The organism is Eikenella longinqua, from assembly GCF_001648355.1.
GTDB classification, from domain to species: Bacteria; Pseudomonadota; Gammaproteobacteria; order Burkholderiales; family Neisseriaceae; genus Eikenella; species Eikenella longinqua.
Genome location: NZ_LXSL01000028.1, coordinates 150,154 through 168,090 on the forward strand (window position 1 = coordinate 150,154; position 17,937 = coordinate 168,090).

Annotated in this window: 19 protein-coding genes; 10 read left to right on the forward strand and 9 right to left on the reverse strand. The window is 59.2% G+C overall.

Features of this window, described 5'->3' with window-relative positions; genetic code table 11:
- The first annotated feature begins 39 nt into the window (after positions 1-39).
- Together A7P95_RS08190 and A7P95_RS08195 are read left to right on the forward strand one after the other, a co-directional pair.
- On the forward strand, positions 40-483 hold the full coding sequence (locus A7P95_RS08190) for a hypothetical protein (protein ID WP_067593813.1): 444 nt from the start codon (positions 40-42) through the stop codon (positions 481-483).
- A 119-nt stretch (positions 484-602) separates the two neighbouring features.
- On the forward strand, positions 603-983 hold the full coding sequence (locus A7P95_RS08195) for a hypothetical protein (RefSeq protein WP_082890776.1): 381 nt from the start codon (positions 603-605) through the stop codon (positions 981-983).
- Between the two features lie 199 nt (positions 984-1,182).
- Here the strand turns inward: A7P95_RS08195 and A7P95_RS08200 are convergent, their stop codons facing one another.
- The gene (locus A7P95_RS08200) at positions 1,183-2,565 is read right to left on the reverse strand and encodes a nucleobase:cation symporter-2 family protein (protein ID WP_067594319.1); all 1,383 of its coding nucleotides are present in this window, start codon (positions 2,563-2,565) and stop codon (positions 1,183-1,185) included.
- Positions 2,566-3,037: 472 nt separating this feature from the next.
- Here A7P95_RS08200 and A7P95_RS08205 point away from each other — a divergent pair, with 472 nt between their 5' ends.
- Positions 3,038-3,382, forward strand: coding sequence for a hypothetical protein (locus A7P95_RS08205; RefSeq protein ID WP_218916367.1), 345 nt, complete (start codon positions 3,038-3,040; stop codon positions 3,380-3,382).
- Positions 3,383-3,471: 89 nt separating this feature from the next.
- On the opposite strand, the gene A7P95_RS08210 is transcribed toward A7P95_RS08205, so the two are convergent.
- Together A7P95_RS08210 and A7P95_RS08215 are read right to left on the reverse strand one after the other, a co-directional pair.
- On the reverse strand, positions 3,472-4,506 hold the full coding sequence (locus A7P95_RS08210; RefSeq protein ID WP_082890777.1) for a TIGR03571 family LLM class oxidoreductase: 1,035 nt from the start codon (positions 4,504-4,506) through the stop codon (positions 3,472-3,474).
- A 138-nt stretch (positions 4,507-4,644) separates the two neighbouring features.
- The gene (locus A7P95_RS08215; protein WP_245636592.1) at positions 4,645-5,640 is read right to left on the reverse strand and encodes a zinc-dependent alcohol dehydrogenase family protein; all 996 of its coding nucleotides are present in this window, start codon (positions 5,638-5,640) and stop codon (positions 4,645-4,647) included.
- A 127-nt stretch (positions 5,641-5,767) separates the two neighbouring features.
- Between A7P95_RS08215 and A7P95_RS08220 the strand changes: the two genes are divergently transcribed.
- Positions 5,768-6,673 carry a LysR family transcriptional regulator gene (locus A7P95_RS08220; protein WP_067593819.1) on the forward strand — a complete coding sequence of 302 codons (906 nt, stop codon included), beginning with the start codon at positions 5,768-5,770 and terminating at the stop codon, positions 6,671-6,673.
- 236 nt (positions 6,674-6,909) lie between these two features.
- Entirely contained in the window at positions 6,910-7,656 is a 747-nt protein-coding gene (locus A7P95_RS08225; RefSeq protein ID WP_067593822.1) for a hypothetical protein, read from the forward strand.
- Positions 7,657-7,843: 187 nt separating this feature from the next.
- Here the strand turns inward: A7P95_RS08225 and A7P95_RS08230 are convergent, their stop codons facing one another.
- A complete protein-coding gene (locus A7P95_RS08230) occupies positions 7,844-8,290 on the reverse strand; it encodes an RpiB/LacA/LacB family sugar-phosphate isomerase (RefSeq protein ID WP_067593825.1) in 447 nt (148 codons plus the stop codon).
- Between the two features lie 256 nt (positions 8,291-8,546).
- On the opposite strand from A7P95_RS08230, the gene A7P95_RS08235 reads away from it, so the two are divergent.
- Positions 8,547-9,227, forward strand: a complete 681-nt coding sequence (locus A7P95_RS08235; RefSeq protein ID WP_067593828.1) for an MOSC domain-containing protein — start codon at positions 8,547-8,549, stop codon at positions 9,225-9,227.
- 148 nt (positions 9,228-9,375) lie between these two features.
- Here A7P95_RS08235 and A7P95_RS08240 read toward each other — a convergent pair whose 3' ends face one another.
- Positions 9,376-9,750 (reverse strand): YkvA family protein, encoded by a 375-nt coding sequence (locus A7P95_RS08240; protein ID WP_067593831.1) that lies wholly within the window; start codon positions 9,748-9,750, stop codon positions 9,376-9,378.
- Between the two features lie 66 nt (positions 9,751-9,816).
- The gene (locus tag A7P95_RS08245; RefSeq protein WP_067593834.1) at positions 9,817-10,293 is read right to left on the reverse strand and encodes a SixA phosphatase family protein; all 477 of its coding nucleotides are present in this window, start codon (positions 10,291-10,293) and stop codon (positions 9,817-9,819) included.
- A 136-nt stretch (positions 10,294-10,429) separates the two neighbouring features.
- Between A7P95_RS08245 and A7P95_RS11740 the strand changes: the two genes are divergently transcribed.
- Positions 10,430-10,816, forward strand: coding sequence for a hypothetical protein (locus A7P95_RS11740; RefSeq protein ID WP_156503559.1), 387 nt, complete (start codon positions 10,430-10,432; stop codon positions 10,814-10,816).
- Positions 10,798-11,718, forward strand: a complete 921-nt coding sequence (locus A7P95_RS08250) for a PA14 domain-containing protein (protein ID WP_067593836.1) — start codon at positions 10,798-10,800, stop codon at positions 11,716-11,718. The genes A7P95_RS11740 and A7P95_RS08250 overlap by 19 nt, the downstream gene beginning before the upstream one ends.
- 99 nt (positions 11,719-11,817) lie before the next feature.
- Here A7P95_RS08250 and A7P95_RS08255 read toward each other — a convergent pair whose 3' ends face one another.
- The 3 genes from A7P95_RS08255 to A7P95_RS08265 form a co-directional block, all read right to left on the reverse strand.
- Entirely contained in the window at positions 11,818-12,450 is a 633-nt protein-coding gene (locus tag A7P95_RS08255; protein ID WP_067593839.1) for an NAD(P)H-hydrate epimerase, read from the reverse strand.
- Between the two features lie 68 nt (positions 12,451-12,518).
- Complete coding sequence (locus tag A7P95_RS08260) at positions 12,519-13,316, reverse strand: tetratricopeptide repeat protein (protein WP_067593842.1); 798 nt, start codon at positions 13,314-13,316, stop codon at positions 12,519-12,521.
- 102 nt (positions 13,317-13,418) lie between these two features.
- On the reverse strand, positions 13,419-15,881 hold the full coding sequence (locus tag A7P95_RS08265; protein WP_067593845.1) for a heavy metal translocating P-type ATPase: 2,463 nt from the start codon (positions 15,879-15,881) through the stop codon (positions 13,419-13,421).
- Positions 15,882-16,303: 422 nt separating this feature from the next.
- Here A7P95_RS08265 and A7P95_RS08270 point away from each other — a divergent pair, with 422 nt between their 5' ends.
- Positions 16,304-17,062, forward strand: coding sequence for a hypothetical protein (locus A7P95_RS08270; protein ID WP_067593848.1), 759 nt, complete (start codon positions 16,304-16,306; stop codon positions 17,060-17,062).
- The gene (locus tag A7P95_RS08275) at positions 16,972-17,727 is read left to right on the forward strand and encodes a TatD family hydrolase (protein WP_067593852.1); all 756 of its coding nucleotides are present in this window, start codon (positions 16,972-16,974) and stop codon (positions 17,725-17,727) included. The genes A7P95_RS08270 and A7P95_RS08275 overlap by 91 nt, the downstream gene beginning before the upstream one ends.
- Positions 17,728-17,937: the final 210 nt, after the last annotated feature.

Here is a 17,937-nt window from a genome sequence, read left to right on the forward strand (position 1 = left end):
AGCCTATTTCCAATTTCTTCTCATCCATAGGTTAGCTTAATGAAGCATCTATCCTGCCTGCTTTCTGCCATAGTGTTATCTGGCGCAGTAAATGCACAAACCTACTTCAGCACCAAGGAATTGCCGTATGAAGGCAGTTCCAACATCATGTCCTTCGAACCCGCATGCGGAAATATCCAATACAGGCAAACAGGGCTTACCGTTCCCCAATGGTTTTTACAGCAGGCAAAACCGCTGGATATGCCCTACCCTCCTAATACCCAATTACGCCCCATTGCTGAGCCACAAATTTTGCTGCGACAATCCCATCTGACCGGCACACAGATCCCCTGCCAGCATAATGCCGAGGCATACCTGCAATCATTGGATGAAGCCGTGGAAGAAAACAGGCGTCATCAAGGTGAAGCGGGTTACATTCCTTACGATACAACGAGTTTTATTCAAGAGAAACATAAACAGCTGATGCTAATTAAAACAAATTGATTTTCACAGCCCAGAAATACAATAAATTGCTATCCAGCCTGCCAATCCGGTTCACTCAAACATAGGCTACCTGAAAACCTTTTCCCTTTTCAGGTAGCCTTTCCACCCAGAAACCCATCATGAGCAACACCAACTACGTCTGCTTCCGCTGCCGCCGCGCCGTACGCCGGCCCAAATCCCACATGGCGCCATCCGGCATCAGCGTGCGCTGCCCCCAGTGCGGCGGGCGCACCGTCGAGCTCTCCTACAAAATCCCACTACTCCCGAAAAGCAAAATCAAATCCTGGCAAACCCTGCATCAGCAGCTCCTCAGCGAACGCGAGCAATACCAAGCCGACCTCGCCTACCGCCTCACCCGATACAAACACGAGCTGGAACGCGAAATCGACGCCATCCAACAAAAACTGGCCGAAGGCAAGCTACACCCGCAGCACAGCAAAAAACTGCGCGCCACCCTCAAGCAAAAAGAAAACCAATACAAAAATTGCAGCTTTGGCTAAACCCGCCACCCAATAAAAAGGCTACCTGAAACGCACAAACCGTCTTCAGGTAGCCTTTTCCCCAAGCGGTATCGCCATACCGCCGCCCGGAAGCAAACGCCTGTCGCCCAATTTTTTCAGGTAGCCCCTCCACCGGAAAGGCTACCTGAAAGTGAGTAAAGTGAATTTCGTTAAAACGTCATGCAGCTAAGAATCCTGATTATTCAGCATCCTGCAACTGCACCGACCGATCCTGCTCATCGCGCGGCAGAATCAGGTTCAGCACCACCGCCATAATCCCGCCCGCCGCAATCGCATTGCGGAACACCTCCGGCAGCGCCTTAAACACCTCCGGCTCAAAAGCCACGCCCAAGCCGATGCCCACCGAAGTGGCCGCAATCACCGCTTCGCGGCGGTTGATGCCGTGCGTCATAATGATGCGCACGCCCGCGATGGCAATCAGGCCGAACATCAGCACCATCGCCCCGCCCAGCACCGGGCTCGGAATCGTGGTAAACGCGCGGCCCACCACCGGAAACAGCCCCGCCAGCACCAAAATCGCCGCAATATAGCGCCCCACATGGCGCGAAGCCACGCCCGTCATCTGAATCACACCGTTGTTTTGCGCAAACGTGGTCAGCGGCAGCGAGCCCAGCGCCGTGGCAATCACCGACACCAAGCCGTCGGCAAACACCCCGCCGCGCAGGCGCTGCTGAAACTCGTCGCCCTCATACGGCTGGCCAGACACCATCGCCGTGGCCGTGAGGTCGCCCACCGCCTCAAACACGCTCAAAAGATAAATCGTGCCCGCCACCAAAAACGCGCTCCAATCAAAGGCAAAGCCATATTTAAACGGCACCGGCAGCGTGAACAGCGGCGCATTTTGCAGCGGGGTGAAATCCACAATCCCCATCACCAACGCCGCCGCATAGCCCGCCACCAAGCCCACCGCAATGCCGCTCATGCGCAGCAGCGGATTGCGCATGCAGTTGAACAGCAACACAATCACCAGCACAAAGCCCGCCAGCCCGATATTCTGCACCGAGCCGAACGCCTCCGTGCCCTTCGCGCCGAAACCGCCGCCAAAATCCGTAATCCCGATATCAATCAAGCTCAAACCGATCAGCAACACCACCACGCCGCTCACTGTGGGCGTGATCACCCGTTTCAGATAAGGCAGCGCCCAAGCCGAAGCGCAAATCAAAAACGCGCCGGCAAACGACACCCCGAGCAGCGTGGAGAGCATTACATCCGTGCTCAGGCCTTCTTTCTGGTAGCCCAGGCCCAGCGAAATCATCACGCCCACAAAAGAAAAGTTCACCGACTGAATCGACAGCATGCCCGAGCCCACCGGCCCGAAGCGGCTCACCTGCAAAAACGTGCCGATGCCGGAAGCCACCATCGCCATCGACACCAGATAAGCCGTGGTTTCCACAGGCAGGTTCAACGCCCCGCCCACAATCAGCGCCGGCGTTACCATCGGCACGAAAATTGCCAGCAAATGCGTGATCGCGCTCAACAGCGCATTGGCAAAAGGCGGCTTGTCTTCCAGTTTGTACACCAAATCCGCTTCGGCGGCGGCTCGCATATTGGCATCAGCCATGATGATTCCTTGTTTGAAATACAGAAAACGCAGCCACACCGCTGCGGCCGCAGAAAATAAATGGGCGCGATTGTACCGCCGTTTGCCGATGGCGGGAAAGCCTGCGCGATTGCCCTTCCGGTTTTCACTGCGCGGCAACGTGGCTTTTTGCGGAAACTTATTTGCCTTTTCAGGTAGCCTCCTGCGGGTAAGGAGGCTACCTGAAAATCCATTTCCCATTTTCCCAAATACATAGGGCTGATTCATTGCCGGTATCTCAAGCAGGCAGACGGCGCCAATTAACAACAGCAAACCGAGTAAAGCGGCATATCATTGATATTTATCAAACTAATCTACTCATCAGGCTCTCCTAGCTGCTATACTGCAAAGGCCAAGGGGCAATCAAGCCAACATCGGCCAACTCACTACGGAGAACGTCATTATGCTGAAAAAAATATGGATTTTAGGTTTGTTCTGTTTGCCTGCCGCTGCTATGGCCGATTCATTTTGGCTGCACAACGGTTCGGTTATGCGCCTGCAGGCCGAAGGCAATGCGCGCGTTTTTAGCTATGAAAACCCCACCGCACGCATGCGTGGCGCCGGAGTGAAGTCTGGCACCGTATTGTTTGAAGGCCAGCGGCGCGGCAACCGCTACACAGGCCAGGCAAGGGTTTTCTCGAGCAATTGCGGGGAGTTGGTCTACAACGTTAGCGGCAATGTGGTAACCGAGCGGCGCGTGGTATTAACCGGCACGCGCGAGCAATACAACGCCAGCTGCCAGCCCACCGGCCGCTTCGTGACCGACCGCCTGGTCTTCACTTACCAATACTCCGAATAGCCGCCGCCCGAATCCCAACAGGCTACCTGAAGAATTCAGCCGCACAGCAGAGTGTTGTGCGGCTGAATTTTCAGGTAGCCTCTTTTTCATTACAGCTTCGCCAGCGCGTTTTCCGCCAAATCCTGCAAGGTTTCGGCAACGGGGCGGCGGTTGGGTTTGAGGTTGATGGTGGTGTGTGCCAAGCCCTGTTCTTTTTGCTGCTGCCAAAATTCCAAAAGCCCTTTGCTGCCGCCGCGCAGGTAGATGTTGTTGTAGAGTTTTGCCGGTTCGTCGGGGTTTTCCGAAAGCTCGACCCAGTTGGCGTAGCCGAACGGACGCCAATGCCCGTCTTGGTTCAACTCTTTTAACGTATTGACGATTTTTGCCGTGTCTTTGGGGTTTACACCGTGCCAAATCCACGCGTCGGCGGTGTTGGCAAGCCAGCCCAATTCCTGTCTGGCGCGTCCGATGGCGACCATCGGCAGGCGGTGCGGGATTTTGGGGATGAAACCGATGTTGCCGTTCAGGCTGCCGTAGTGCGTGCCGTCAAACTTGGGAAAATCCTGCGTGGTCAGCGTGCGTATCATGTCCCAGCTTTCGCGGAAGCGTTCGGCGCGGTTGTCGAAATCGGCTTTAAAGGCGGGATATTCCACGGGGCGGTCGCCGCTGGACAAACCCAAAATAAAGCGTCCGCCGGTCAGAACCTCCGCACTGGCGGCGGCTTTGGCGATGTGGATGGGTTCACGCAGCGGCGACACCAAACCCGCCGTGCCGATGGCGATGTTTTGCGTTTTTGCCACCAGATAGCCGAGTGCGACAAACGGGTCAAGCCCCTGCCCCACGTCGCCGAAATTGGGGTCGTAAAACGGCACATCACGCAGCCACAGGGCGGCAAAGCCGAGCTTTTCCGCCAGTGCGGCGGTTTCGCCCAAGTCTTCGATGTTTGGGAAAGGCGAGTCGGGATAGCCTTTAAACGGTGCAATCAGCCCGACGGTGAGTCTGTCTTTTTGGAATACCTGCGAAAAAGCTTTGTGCGACGCCAATTCAGGCAAAAGCCGGCGGTTTTCAGACGACGTTTCCGCCGCGTTTTCAAACAGGCGGCTGTTGTCCTGACCGAGTATGGAAAAATTGGGGATGTTGTTCATGATGGTTTCTCCGCTTGATGAGGTTTGCTTGTGTTTATTATATTCTTTTTGATTTAAATGATAATATGGGGAAAACTGGAAACAGTTTTGTGTTTCAGACGACCTTTATTCCGTTATCAAACGGCACAAAGGCATTTGTTACGGCACGGATACCACCACTTTCCCGATTTGCGCGTTGCTTTCCATGTATTCATGTGCTTTGCGGATGTCTGCAAAGTCAAATATATGGTCAATTTCCGGTTTCAGGCTGCCTTGTGCCAATCCTTTGCCGACATATTCTTTGGCACGCGCCAGTTTTTCAGGAATGGTGGTGATTTCAAACAATTCATATCCGCGCAGGGTCAGGTGTTTGGCGAGAATATCAAATACCGGCACGGCAATATCGTCATGGCTTAATGCGCCGTAAATGAAATAGCGTCCGTCATGCGCCATGGCTTTGAAAATATCCGCCGCTTCTTTGCCGCCGACCGGGTCGAACACCAAATTTACACCCTTGCCGCCCGTGATTTCATTCAAGCGGGCAGTAATATCGTCTTCTTGGGTCGCCAGCACAAAATCCGCCCCTTTTTCCAAAAGCACATCGCCTTTGGCATGAGTACGGGACAATGCGACCACGGTCGCACCCTGCATTTTGGCAATTTGGATGGCTGCCAGACCGACGCTGCTGGTTGCCGCACCAAGCACCACGACCTCACCTGCTTTCAGGCTGCCCAGTTCGATTAACGCGCCGTAAGCAGTAACGAACATCATCCAGCTTGCCGCCGCCTGCTCAAAACTCAAGTTTTCGGGATGTTTGACGACAGCGTGCGCCGGCAGGTTGGCAATTTCGGCATAAGTCCCGTATTCGGTAAACATAAACGACGGAATAATGCTCACTTTGTCGCCTACGGACACACCTTTTACATCTGCACCCACTGCCGTAACGACACCTGCACCTTCATAGCCGAGTTTGGCAGGGAAAACAGGATTGATAACGTATTTTCCTGTACGGTACATGATTTCGGCGCGATTCAATCCCAGTGCGTGCATACGGATTTGTACTTCTCCTGCTTGCGGTGCGGAAACGGCAATATCGCGGATTTCTAAAACATCGGCATTGCCGACGCGGTCAAATTGGATTTGGCGGCTCATCATGAATACTCCTGTCAAAAAATTAAGTAGAGATATTATATTCTTTTTGATTTAAATGATAATATGGGGAAAACTGGAAACAGCTTTGCGTTTTATGCAATAAAAGGTCGTCTGAAACAAAGGATAATTTATGGACTACTTCTCCGCCCTCGCCATTTTCCACCACACCGCCGAAACAGGCAGTTTTACCGCCACCGCCAAAGCCTTGGGCGTTGCCGTTTCGTCCGTAACCCGCCAGATAGACCGGCTGGAAGCGGATTTGGGGCTGCCGCTGTTTGCCCGTTCCACCCGCAGGCTGTCGCTGACCCGCGCAGGCGAGCTTTATCTGGAAAAGACCCGTGCCGTTTTGGACGATTTGGCGCGTGCCAACCAGTCGCTTAAAGACGAAATTTTAGAGCCGTCGGGCAAACTCCGGCTCACCTTTCCCACCGATTACGGCGCGTGCAGACTTGCCCCGCTGCTGTCCGATTTCGCCCGCCGCTATCCCAAAATCGAGCTGGAACTGTACGCCGCCGACCACTTTGTCGATTTGTTCGCCGAACCTGTGGATTTGGCGGTGCGGCTGGGGCGGGTGGAAGACACGCGGCTGGTGGCGCGTAAAATCGCCCCGCAGGTGCGGATTTTGGTTGCTTCGCCCGACTATCTCGCCCTGCACGGCGAGCCGCAAACCCCGCAGGATTTGACGCGGCACAACTGCCTGCCCTATGTCTATCGCGGCTACGCGCCCAAATGGTTTTTCCGCCGAGACGGCAAAATCCAAAGCGTCCCGATACGCGGCAACCTGTCGGGCAACAGCGCATCCATGCTGCTTGCCGCCACGCTGGACGGACAGGGCATCAGCCACCTGCCCGACTGGCTGGTGTCGCCGCACCTGCAAAAAGGCAGCCTGAAAACCGTCTTGACCGACTGGCAAATCACGCCCACGCCCACCGACGAAGCCGACGGCGTGTATCTGGTTTACCCGCCAAACAGCAGGAACACGGCGAAGATTGACGCGTTGGCGGGGTTTTTGCTGGAACGGTTGGGCGCGGCCTAAACCGCAAACAATCCGACCAAATGTTTTTCAGGTAGCCTCCATCCCGCAGCAGGCTACCTGAAAAAACATTCAATTAGATTTTAGCTTCGCAGAACTCCGCTTCCTGCGAAAGCTCCGTTTTAACTGCGCTGAAGCTCACGCTTTCAGGTAGCCTCCCGCACGCCCACGCTTTGCCACCGCCCGCCATTTAAGCGACAATCCACTCCCTCCGCAGCCCTAAAGCCTTCCTCCCGCCCATGTTCCCCACATCCATCCTCGAAGCCCTCCCCCACGACGGCCTGCCTGAATGGCAATACCGCCAACACCGCGCCGCCATCAACCGCTTCCACGCGCTCGGCGGCGTGCTCGACTTCCAGCAATTCGCCTACACTACCGCCGCACCCAACGAAACCGAACGCCGCGCATACCACCTCGCCACCGCCCAGCACACCCTCGCCGCCGTGATTGCCGAGCACAACGAACAATCAGCCCGCCGCCTCAAGCGCCTGCAAGCGCAATACCTGCTGCCCGAGCAAAGCCCCCTGCCAATCAGCCAACATTTCAGCCTGCAAAGCAGCATGGGGCAGAAAATCAGCGCCGAGCAGTTCTACGGCAACCAGCTCGACCTCGCGCAAAGCCGCCTCATCGTGCGCGATTGGAACAAGCAAAGCCGCCACTTCGGCCAGCACTTCCACCACGACAGCCAAACCAGCGCCGAACCCGCCCTCGCCCGCAACCCGCCCGGCAGCGCCTTCTGCCACGCCTTCCTCAACCCGCCCTACCCGCCCCAGTTCGGCGACTCCCCGCGCGAAGTGGGCGAATACTTCCTCCAATTCTGCCGCCAGCTCTTCGGCAGCCTGAGCAACATCGAAGCCTACGCATGGGATACCGACTGCTCCAACTATTTCGACGACGGCCGCGAATGGTGGGGCGCCTACTTCTGGACGGTATACAGCCCCGCCAACGGCCGCTACACCGGCATCATGGGTTCCGCCACCGATTAAGCCGCCATTAAGCCCGAGCCGCGCAAAAATTTTCAGGTAGCCTCTGCCGCACAGCAGGCTACCTGAAAATATTCCGGCCTTAGTTTAGATAAATAAGCCATCCCGTTTTCAGGTAACCCACTCAAAGGCTACCTGAAAATTTCCGCCAGAGAACGACTTTCCTCAAAGCCCAATACAGCTTCAAGCCTCAACCCTCCCCGCGCTCAAACGCCGCAATCTCCCCCACCTTCGGCGCATAGCTGCTGCCCGTGTCGTGGCGCAAATCCAGCCAAATATCCACCAGCGCCCAGGCCGCCGGCGCGGCAATCACGTTCTGCCCCATGCACAGCACCTGCGCGTCGTAGTTTTCCACCGAGCCGCGCAGCGTGAGCAGGTCGTGCGCCGTGGCCGCGCGGATGCCGCGCACCTTGTTGGCCGCAATCGCCGTGCCCACGCCCGTGCCGCAAATCAGGATGGCGCGGTCGGCGCGGCCGGCAGCCACTTCCTGCGCGGCGGCAAAGGAAAGCTGCGGATACGTGCCCTCTGGCGCCGACAAATCCAGCAGGCTCTGCACGCGCGCATCGGCCTGCAAATGCGCCTTGAGCGCGTTTTTCAGTTCCACGCCGTTGGCCGGCGCGGCAATCACCAGTCGCATGGTTTTCTCCTTGTAATCCAATGGGAAACCTGAGTATGCCCCTGCCGCGCCGCCGTTTCAAGCTTTGCCGCCGGTCATATTGCTTCCAAATATAGTGGATTAAAATAAGAATGGGACAAGGCGGCGAGCCGCAGACAGTACAGATAGTACGGCAAGGCGAGCCAACGCAGTAGCGTTCTTAATTTTAATCCACTATAGCCTTCTGCCGCTGCCGCAAAGCGATATAATCAGGCAAACCCTCTGCAAGGAGCACCCCATGAGCGAAATCATCGCCACCGTGCGCGAAATCCGCGTCGGCCGGCCCAAAGCCTTTGCGCGCAACCAAGTGAGCGGCATCGACAAACAGCCCGTGCCCGGCATCATCGCCGTCGGCCCCACCGGCCTCGAAGGCGACGGCGTGGGCGACCCGCGCTACCACGGCGGCGCCGACAAAGCCCTGCACTGCTACGCCCAAGCCCACTACGCCTACTGGCAGCGGCAGTTCCCCGCCAACCCGCATTTCCGCGCCGGCGGCTTCGGCGAAAACCTGTGTATAGAAGGCACCGACGAATGGCAGGTGTGCCTCGGCGACCAATGGCAAATCGGCACGGCGCGCTTTGAAGTGAGCCAGGGGCGGCAGCCCTGCTGGAAGCTGAACGAACGCTTCGAGATAGCCGACATGGCCGAGCGGGTGCAGCACAACCTGCGCTGCGGCTGGTATCTGCGCGTGCTGCAAACGGGCGGCATCCAAGCCGGCGACAGCGTTGCCCTGCTCTCGCGCCCCTTCCCCGATTGGCCGCTGGTGCGCATTCTGGCGCTTATCGACAGCCGCAGCTGCGATGAAACCGCCCTGCGCGAAGTGTTGGCGCTGCCGCTGCCCGCATCGTGGCGGCAGATGTTTGAGCGCAGGCTGGAAACGGGCGTGTGCGAAGATTGGCAGCGACGGCTCTACGGCTAAAATCAAGCGGCGCAGACACTCAAGTTTCCAGGTAGCCCCAGATGCAAAAGGCTACCTGAAAAACAAAATCTTCAGGTAGCCTGCTTCTATTGCACAATTTTTCAGGTAGCCTTCCAAGCGATGAGAGGCTACCTGAAAATTCCCCGCTCTATTTCCGCACAAGCCTATCCGCTGCCGCCCGTGCGCGGATTTTCATTTCCTCAGTCAGATAATCCTTCACCTGAGCATACACCAGCGTGATTACCGCGATGTCGTCGCTGAAGCCCAAGGGGCCGAGCAGGTCGGGGATGCTGTCAATGGGGCTCACGAAATACACCAGCGCGCCCACGATAATCAGCTTGGCGCGTTTGGGCACGGCGGGCGACTGAAACAGGAAATACAGCGCATACAGCTGCTCCACCACCGGCCGCCCCAGCCGCAGCGCGAAACGGCGCAGCTTGAGCAAAAAGCCGTCCGGCTCAAAACGGCGCCGGCGGAATTCGGGCACGAAATCTTCGGGGCGGGTGGGATTCTCTTCTCTCATGGCACACTCCTTGCGTGGTGATGCCGCCCAAATGGGCACGCTCGCGCAGGTTTCAAGCCGGTCGGCTTAATCATCGGGCAACAGCAGCTGCGGCGTCATTGCCGCCTTCAGCTTGGCATAGAGCCGCCCGTCGGCCGCACTTTTCACGCCAAACCACCAAATGCCCGATTTCTTCACCGTCCAATACGAGCCCGCCAGCCAGCCGCCGTTGAGCAGATAGCTACAAAGCTGCCCCAGCCAAGGCTGGTGCCCCACCAATATCAGATAATCCGCCCCTTTGTGCGCGGCAATCAGCGCGGGCAGCGCTTCCACATCATTAATCGGATTGAGCTCGGGCTTCACGGCATAGGGCAGGCCGAGCGCCTCGGCGGTTTGCCGGCTGCGACGCGCCTGCGACGCCCACACTTCGGCGCGGCCGTTTAAATACGGGCGCAGCCATTCCGTGCTGGCGGCAGCCTGCTGCAAACCTTTGGCAGTGAGCTCGCGTTCCAAATCGGGCGAGCCGTCTTCCGCTTCGGCGTGGCGCCACAAAATAAGATTCATGTTTGCACTCCGGTTCTTTGATATAATCCGCATCTTACTGCTTTTCCAGCCTTTCAGGCTACCTGAAAGCTGGTTTTAGCCGCGCAGAAATTCGCCTTCCTTCGGGAACCTCGTTTTCAGGTAGCCTTCCCGCACTATGCCAGATAACCGCAAGCCATCCGCCCTCCAAGTCCTGCTGCCAATGCTGATTTTTGCCGCAGTCGGCATCGGCTTGTGGTTTCTGTTTCCGAATTTGCGCACGTCAAACGATACTGTCGGGAAACAACTAGAGCAGGAAACCATCCCGCCGATTGTTGTTTCCGAAGCGGCTTACACGCCACCGCGAACCCTTCCCGCCGAGCCGCGCGAAGAAACTAGGCCGTCTGCCCCGCCGCAGGCCGAAAGCACGCTGCTCACCTACCCCATCGTTTCCCCCACCTGGGGCGAAAATTCAACCCCCAGCGCGCTATCCCGCCGCAAGGTTATTCCGCCTGGTATTTCAACACCAATTTCCCCAACCGGGTCGTGGCCCGCGAAACGGTGAGCAGCATCGCCATCAATTATGCCTATAATGAATTCCACGGCATTCCCTCGCCCACTTTCGGCGCCTATTGGGCAGGCCGGCTGCACATTCCGCAGCGCGGCAAATACCGCATTGCCACCAACCTCAGCCATGCCGAACTGCGCGTATTGCTCAACCGGCATTTGGTTATGCAGGCAGGCGACCAAAGCAGCGACACCACCATCCTGCTCGAGCCCGGCGACTACCTGCTGGAAGTGGAATACGCCAACCGCTGGCACACCACCGGCTTCCAGCTCACCGTTGCCCCCGCCGTGAAAGAAATAGACGACGATGCCCTGGCAGCCGCCATCGCCGCGCAGCGTCTGCCCGCCGGCACCGTGGCCTATGCCGTCGGCGTATCCAGCAGCACCAGCCGCGACAACCGCATCATCCTGCAAGGCCCGCGCAACAGCACGCCCTATGTGCTCATCCTCTCCAGCCACAAAGCCGTGCGCTGGGAAGTGCACGGGCGGCAGCCGCAACTGGTGGTGCACACCGGCAGCCGGCAAGGCAGCAGCGTGCACACCGATGGCAACGTGCCACAAATCGCCTGGAGCGGCCATGTGCCCGACAACCTTACCGACACCAGGCCGCCGACCTGTCATTGCATGCCCACTGGCGGTCTCTACTGCGGAAACCGCTCTTCCGACCTGCGCGATTTCACCGAAATCATCCAGCGCCGCACCGGCCTGCCCTTGCGCGGAGTGAGTACCCAGCACAACGCCTCCCTGCTCCCCATCCCCCAAACCATTATCAACCCAACCGCCTTGGCCGCCAGCGACCAGCGGCAGCAGGAGCTGGCCAAAGCCCGCCGCGCCTGCTTATCCAGCCCAAACAGCCGCCAATCCGAATCCAATCAGCCCATCCGCATGTATGCGCCCTAAAAAAGGCTACCTGAATTTTTCAGGTAGCCTTTCGCCATGCTATCACTAAGGCCGATAAGCTTTGCCGATTGCTTTTCAGGTAGCCTTCCTGCATTCCACCTAATCGATCCCGATATCCAAGCACACTATCTCGCCGCACCACTGCTGCGCGGCGGGGCTGGCGTGCGCCGGTTTGTAGGCGGCGAAGGCGTAGGTGAGATTGGCGTGGAAGGTGTCGGCGGTGTCGCCGTTGAGGCCGGTGGGGATGTCGAGCGCCACTTTATAAGCGGCGGTTTGGTTGAGCAGGCGGCAGCACTCGGCGGCCTGTGGCGGCAGGCTACCTGAAAAACCGGTGCCGAAAATGCCGTCTATAATCAAATCGTAACCCTGCCCCAGCGCGGCAGGCAAGGCTTGCGGCGGCAGGAAGCGGATGCCCGCCAAGCCATGAAGGCGGCGGCGGTTGGTTTCGGCCAATTCAGACAGCGCCTCGCCCAGCAACAGCACGATATCCGCCTGCCAGCCGCGCTGCTGCAACACGCGGGCGATCACCAGCGCGTCGCCGCCGTTGTTGCCCTTGCCGCACACCAAAAGCGCGCGGCCGGGCTCGGGCAGGCGGCGCAGCAAATCAGCCGCCGCGGCCTGGCCGGCGTTTTCCATCAGCTGCAAAAAACTGCTGCCGGCCGCCACGGCGGCCTGTTCGCGTTCGCGCATTTGGGCGGCGGTGTAGATTTTGGCATCGGCGGGCAGGGTCATAGCGCTTCTCCTGTGGTGGGTTTGGCGAAATTCTATGCCCTTCTCGGGCAAGAGGCTACCTGAAAATTTTAGCTGCGCAGAAATTCGCGAAGCTCGTTTTCAGGTAGCCTGTGTTTTATGTGCGGCTTAACGCGCGTGCTGTTTGGGCTGGCGGCGCAGGCGGCTGGGGTATGATGTGTGCGTTTCCACGCTGCCGTGTTCACGGCGTTGAGGATGGCTTGCCCTCTTGGGTCTTGCGGGAAGCGGCGGGCGTATTCGCGCAGCAGGGGCAGGGCTTCGCTGCGTTTGTTTTGCGTCAAGAGGGCGGTGGCCAAATCGAGGCCGCGTTCTTTATGCCCGGCCTGATAGGCGGCGCGCAGCAGGGGGATGGCGCGTTCCGTGCGGGCGCTGGAGGCGAAGAAGGCGCCGAATTCGCCTTGGATGGCGGGTTTGGCGGCGGCGGGGGCGAGGGTGAGCAGCCGGTTGTAGTCGGCTTCGGCGCGGTAGGCATAGCCGGGCTGGTCGAGGTTGTGCCCCATCCAATTGAGGCGGGCGCGCATTTGCAGGAGGGAGAGGTAGTCGCTGTGGGGCACGGTGCCTGGGCGCGGGGTATTGTTTTCGATGAGGCTGTCGAGCAGCACGCCGATGGGGCGCAAATCGGCGATGGCGCGGCGGCGGTCGGCGTCGTTGTCGAAGTGTATGGGGTAGCTTCCCGCGTGGACGGCGAGGTTGTCAAACGCGTGCCGCAAGGCGGGCAGGTTTACGGTGATGGGCGGGTGTTCGGGGCTGCCGCTCACCAAGCTTTCCGGGTTCAGCGGCGGATAGGGCACTGCCAGGGCGGCAGCGGAATATACGGCAAGCAATACGGCTGTTAGATAGTTTTTCATGATGTTTCCATTCTCTGTTTGGGTTAAACAATCTGCCAAAGGCTACCTGAAAATCCTGCATCCCGTTTTAACTGCGTTGAAGCTCACGCTTTCAGGTAGCCTTTATTTTGCCCGCCGCAGCAGGCGCAAGGCGTTGGCCGACACCAGGAGCGAGCTCAGGCTCATCCCCAGCGCCGCCAGCCAAGGGGTAACGAAACCGGCCGCCGCCAGCGGCACCATAATCAGGTTGTAGCCCGCCGCCCACCACAGGTTTTCGCGCACAATCCACGCGGTGCGCCGGGCTTGGGCGGTGAGGTAGGGCAACGTGCGCATATTGCCGTTGAGCAGCAGCACGTCCGCCCCTTCGCGCGCCACGTCCGCGCCTTCGGCCACCGCCACCGACACATCCGCCTGCGCCAGCACCGGCGCGTCGTTGATGCCGTCGCCCACCATCAGCACTTTGTGCCCTTTCGCCTGCAAATCCTGCACATAGGCCAGCTTGTCTTCCGGCGTGGCTTCAGCGCGCACCGCATCCAGCGGCAAACCGGCCGCCACGGCATTGGCCGCCGCCTGCCTGTCGCCGCTGAGCAGGTGCAGGCTCAAGCCCTGCCGTTTCCATTCCGCCAACATGGCGGGCACTTCCGGCTTGGCTTGGTCTTGCAGCAGAAACACGGCGGCAAAGCCTTCATGACTGCCCAAATACACCGCGCCACCCGCGTGCTCCGCCTGCAAGTTTTCAGGTAGCCTGCCCGAAAGCTCGGCCACATAATCCAAACGGCCGATGCGCCATTGCGCCAACTGCCCATCCCGCCGCACTTGCGCGCCGATGCCGTGCCCGGCGCGGTTCACATAGTTTTCCGCTTCCAGCCTGATGGGACTGGGCGGGAGCGCGGTAATGGCGCGGGCGGCGGGGTGTTCGCTCTGCCGCTCCAAAAGCTGCGCCAGCGCCACGGCCAAATCCCGGCTCACGCCCTCGGCAGTGCGGATGGCGCACACGGAAAGGCAGCCGGTGGTGAGCGTACCGGTTTTGTCCAGCACCACGGTGTCCACCCGCGCCAGGGTTTCCAGGCTGTGCCCGCGGCTGATGAGCACGCCCTCGCCCGCCAGATGGCCGGTGGAGGCCGCCAAAGCCGCCGGCGTGGCCAGCGACAAGGCGCACGGGCAGGTGGCCACCAAGAGCGACACGGTAATCCACAGCGCGGTTTGCGCATCGGCATACCAGGCCCAGCCGGCAAACACCAATGCGCTCAGCAGCAGCAGCGCGCCCACAAACCAAGCCGCATAGCGGTCGGCCAGCTCCACCATGCGCGGCTTTTCCGCCAGCGCCCTATCCAGCAGGCGCACAATGTGCGACAGCCGCGTTTGGCTGCCCGCCTGCTCCACGCGGATAACAAGCGGGCTGCCGCCGTTGAGCGTGCCCGCGGTAACCGCATCGCCCGCCGCTTTGGGCACGGGCAAACTCTCGCCGCTGAGCATGGCCTCGTTCAGCTCGCTCTCGCCTTCCAGCACCACGCCGTCGGCCGGCACCACCTCGCCCGGCTTCACCAGCAGCACTTCGCCCGCCGCCAGCTTGGCCACCACCGCCTCTTCCGCGCGCGCCGTGTCCGGATAATCCGGCAGCCGGTGGCAAAACGCCGGCACCAGCTTCACCAGCCGCTCCGAAGCATCGCCCGCCTTGCGCCGCGCCAACTGCTCCAAATAGCGCCCGCCCAACAGTAGGAACACAAACATCGACACCGAATCGAAATAAATCCCGTCTTCCCGCCCCTGCAACAGCGCCAGCAGGCTGGCCGCAAACGCCGCCGCAATCGAAACCGCCACCGGCGTATCCATGCCCGCGCGGCGGTTTTTCCAATCGCGCCACGCCCCTTTGAAAAACGGCACCGCCGAATAAAACAACACCGGCAGCGTGAGCAGCATGCTCGCCCAATGCAGCATCCACAAAAAGCGCGGCTCGATTTCGCCCGCATAAAGATAAGTGGGCACCACATACATCATCACCTGCATCATCGCCAGCCCCGCCACCCACAAGCGCGTGAGCGCCTGCTTGCGCTCCGCCGCCGCCTGCGTTTCCATGCGTTCCGCATCATAAGGCGAGGCCTCGTAGCCGCTCTGGCGCACGCGCAGCAGAATATCCGACAGCGCCGCTTGCGAATTATCCCAAGCCACCCGCGCGCGCAGCGTGCTGTAGTTGATTTCCGCGCGCAGCACGCCCGGGAGCCGCAAAAGCTGCTGCTCAATCAGCCACACGCAGGCCGCGCAGGTTACCCCGCCCAGCATCAGCACCGCCTCGCGCTCGTTCCCCTCCTTCACTTCCACAAACTCCGCCTGCACATCCGGCAGGTCGTACAGCTTGAGCTGCTCCAGCACTTCCGGCGGCGGCAGCACCGCCCGTTCCGCCTCGGCCGTGCGGCGGTGGTAGTAGCTGCCCAGCCCGGCGGCAATGATGCTCTGCGCCACCGCCTGGCAGCCCGCGCAGCAGGCCGGATGGACGGCGCCTTCAAACTCAATCGGCATATCCAGCCCATCAGGCACGGGCAGGCCGCAGTGGAAACAGGTGTTGACTTGGGGTTCGGTGTGGCTCATGGTGTGTGTTCGCTTATAGAATGGCGCGGATTATAGGCTACCTGAAAGCGAAGCTCCAAGGCAGTTCAAACACAGCGCGGCCTTTTTTCAGGTAGCCCCAAGCCCCGGAGCAGAGGCTACCTGAAAGCGTGAGCTTCAACGCAGTTAAAACGGGCGAAGCGAGTTTCTGCAAAGCTAAAACCGAAAACCCTGTACCATATAGCCTGCCGCCGAAATTTTTTCAGGTAGCCTTTGAGAGAGACAGAGACACGCCAAAAGGCTACCTGAAAAATGACACTTAGCGAAATCAAAACGAACACCACGCATAACAAAAGGTTTGCAATCAGAAAGCGCCTTTCCAAACATACTGAAATCTTTTCAGGTAGCCTCACAAGTCACCCAATTTAAAACACAGCCAAATTACTTAAAGGACACCATACCCCATGTTCACCTCACGCGATCTCGGCCGATTCCTCTACTCCCTATTCAATGTATTGGAAATTCTCGGCATCGTGTTTGCCATCGTGATGGCGATTGCCGCCTCTTGGCTGTTTTACTACCTCAAACCGCAATGGGCAAAGAAGCAGATTTGGCTGATGCCCATTCCCGGGCTGCTTGTTGCGGTGGTGTTTTTCGTTATCCCGTATTTTCAGCAGAAAGAGCAGGATGAGCAGCGGCAGCGGGCATTGCAACAGGCCCGAGCCGAACGGGCGGCATGGCGCAAGCAATACTACGAGCCCGCCAAAGCCCGCTTCGACCAACTGTGCCGAAACGCCGGCGAGAAGATCTACCGCACCGCAGAGAATGTGGACGGCATCCTGCTGCTGAAAGTGCGCGGGGATGACGAGAAATATCAAGACAGCTTCTACAATCCGCTGAAAGACCAGATGTGGGAGGATGCGGCGGTGGAGAGTGAGTCAAAACGAGAGAAATATATTGAGAAATTTCTTCTTTATTCTAATCTTAGCTTTCCAAGGTATATCTATGCTGATGTTTTACAAAATTCAGGTAGCCCCTCTGCCCGCTGGAGGCTACCGAAAAACTTGAGCAAACCAATCCCCCAGTTTCCGCAAAACCAAAAACCTCCCCCTTTTGCGCTATACTCCCCGCCATGCTCACCGACAGCCACTGCCACCTCGCCGACCCCGCCCTCGCCCGCAGGCTGCCTGAAATCCTCAGCACCGCCCGCACCCAAGGCGTAACCCGCTTTATCGTGCCCGCCGCACAGGCAGGCGATTTCGAGGCCGTCTGCCGCCTGCACCAACCGCCCGAATGCTACGGCGCAGTCGGCCTGCACCCCTGGTTTGCCGGGCAATTCTCCCCCGAGCTGCTCGCGCAAACCGCCGCCCTGCTGCAAGCCCGCCCCAAGCTGCTGGTGGGCGAAATCGGGCTGGATTACCACGGCGAACGCAAGCAAACCCGCCCCGCGCAGCAAACCGCCCTGCTCGCCCAGCTCGACCTCGCCCGGCAATACCGCCGCCCTGTCATCCTGCACCACGTGCGCGCCGCCGCCGATACCGTGGCCGCACTCAAGCAAACCGCCTTCCGCTGCGGCGGCATCGCCCACGGTTTTTCAGGTAGCCTCGAAGAAGCCCGCGCCCTCATCGGCTACGGCCTGCTCATCGGCATCGGCACACTGGCGCTCAACCCGAACGCCCGCAAAGTGCGCACCGCCGCCGCAGAGCTGCCGCTGGAACACCTGGCGCTGGAAACCGACAGCCCCTTTATGCTCCCCGCCGGCGAAGCGGAAAACACCCCTGCCAACGTGCGGCGCGTGGCCGAAACCGTGGCCGCATTGCGCGGCATCGCCTGGCAGAAAGTGGCCGCCGCCACCGAGCGCAATATCGGCCGTTTGTTGGCATTCTGAATCGGCAGCAACCCGCGAATAGATTTCTGCGCCGTTTGCCGCATGATGTGCAGCCATGCCTGCCCAATCTGTTGTTTCCCCAATTGTTTCATTATTATACGAAGCGCGGCACCTGCTTCCCAAGCCGCCGCCGTTGCTTTGCCACTCCATTTTCCCGCAGCCGCCAGCCAAGCCGATTCATTCACTTGCACCGTCCTACCGAAAACAGGG

Bases quoted from the DNA above. Each gene is read 5' to 3' on its own strand.
- A7P95_RS08190 (WP_067593813.1), top strand. From the start codon at position 40: ATGAAGCATCTATCCTGCCTGCTTTCTGCCATAGTGTTATCTGGCGCA.
- A7P95_RS08195 (WP_082890776.1), top strand. From the start codon at position 603: ATGAGCAACACCAACTACGTCTGCTTCCGCTGCCGCCGCGCCGTACGC.
- A7P95_RS08200 (WP_067594319.1), bottom strand. From the start codon at position 2,565: ATGGCTGATGCCAATATGCGAGCCGCCGCCGAAGCGGATTTGGTGTAC.
- A7P95_RS08205 (WP_218916367.1), top strand. From the start codon at position 3,038: ATGGCCGATTCATTTTGGCTGCACAACGGTTCGGTTATGCGCCTGCAG.
- A7P95_RS08210 (WP_082890777.1), bottom strand. From the start codon at position 4,506: ATGAACAACATCCCCAATTTTTCCATACTCGGTCAGGACAACAGCCGC.
- A7P95_RS08215 (WP_245636592.1), bottom strand. From the start codon at position 5,640: ATGATGAGCCGCCAAATCCAATTTGACCGCGTCGGCAATGCCGATGTT.
- A7P95_RS08220 (WP_067593819.1), top strand. From the start codon at position 5,768: ATGGACTACTTCTCCGCCCTCGCCATTTTCCACCACACCGCCGAAACA.
- A7P95_RS08225 (WP_067593822.1), top strand. From the start codon at position 6,910: ATGTTCCCCACATCCATCCTCGAAGCCCTCCCCCACGACGGCCTGCCT.
- A7P95_RS08230 (WP_067593825.1), bottom strand. From the start codon at position 8,290: ATGCGACTGGTGATTGCCGCGCCGGCCAACGGCGTGGAACTGAAAAAC.
- A7P95_RS08235 (WP_067593828.1), top strand. From the start codon at position 8,547: ATGAGCGAAATCATCGCCACCGTGCGCGAAATCCGCGTCGGCCGGCCC.
- A7P95_RS08240 (WP_067593831.1), bottom strand. From the start codon at position 9,750: ATGAGAGAAGAGAATCCCACCCGCCCCGAAGATTTCGTGCCCGAATTC.
- A7P95_RS08245 (WP_067593834.1), bottom strand. From the start codon at position 10,293: ATGAATCTTATTTTGTGGCGCCACGCCGAAGCGGAAGACGGCTCGCCC.
- A7P95_RS11740 (WP_156503559.1), top strand. From the start codon at position 10,430: ATGCCAGATAACCGCAAGCCATCCGCCCTCCAAGTCCTGCTGCCAATG.
- A7P95_RS08255 (WP_067593839.1), bottom strand. From the start codon at position 12,450: ATGACCCTGCCCGCCGATGCCAAAATCTACACCGCCGCCCAAATGCGC.
- A7P95_RS08260 (WP_067593842.1), bottom strand. From the start codon at position 13,316: ATGAAAAACTATCTAACAGCCGTATTGCTTGCCGTATATTCCGCTGCC.
- A7P95_RS08265 (WP_067593845.1), bottom strand. From the start codon at position 15,881: ATGAGCCACACCGAACCCCAAGTCAACACCTGTTTCCACTGCGGCCTG.
- A7P95_RS08270 (WP_067593848.1), top strand. From the start codon at position 16,304: ATGTTCACCTCACGCGATCTCGGCCGATTCCTCTACTCCCTATTCAAT.
- A7P95_RS08275 (WP_067593852.1), top strand. From the start codon at position 16,972: ATGCTCACCGACAGCCACTGCCACCTCGCCGACCCCGCCCTCGCCCGC.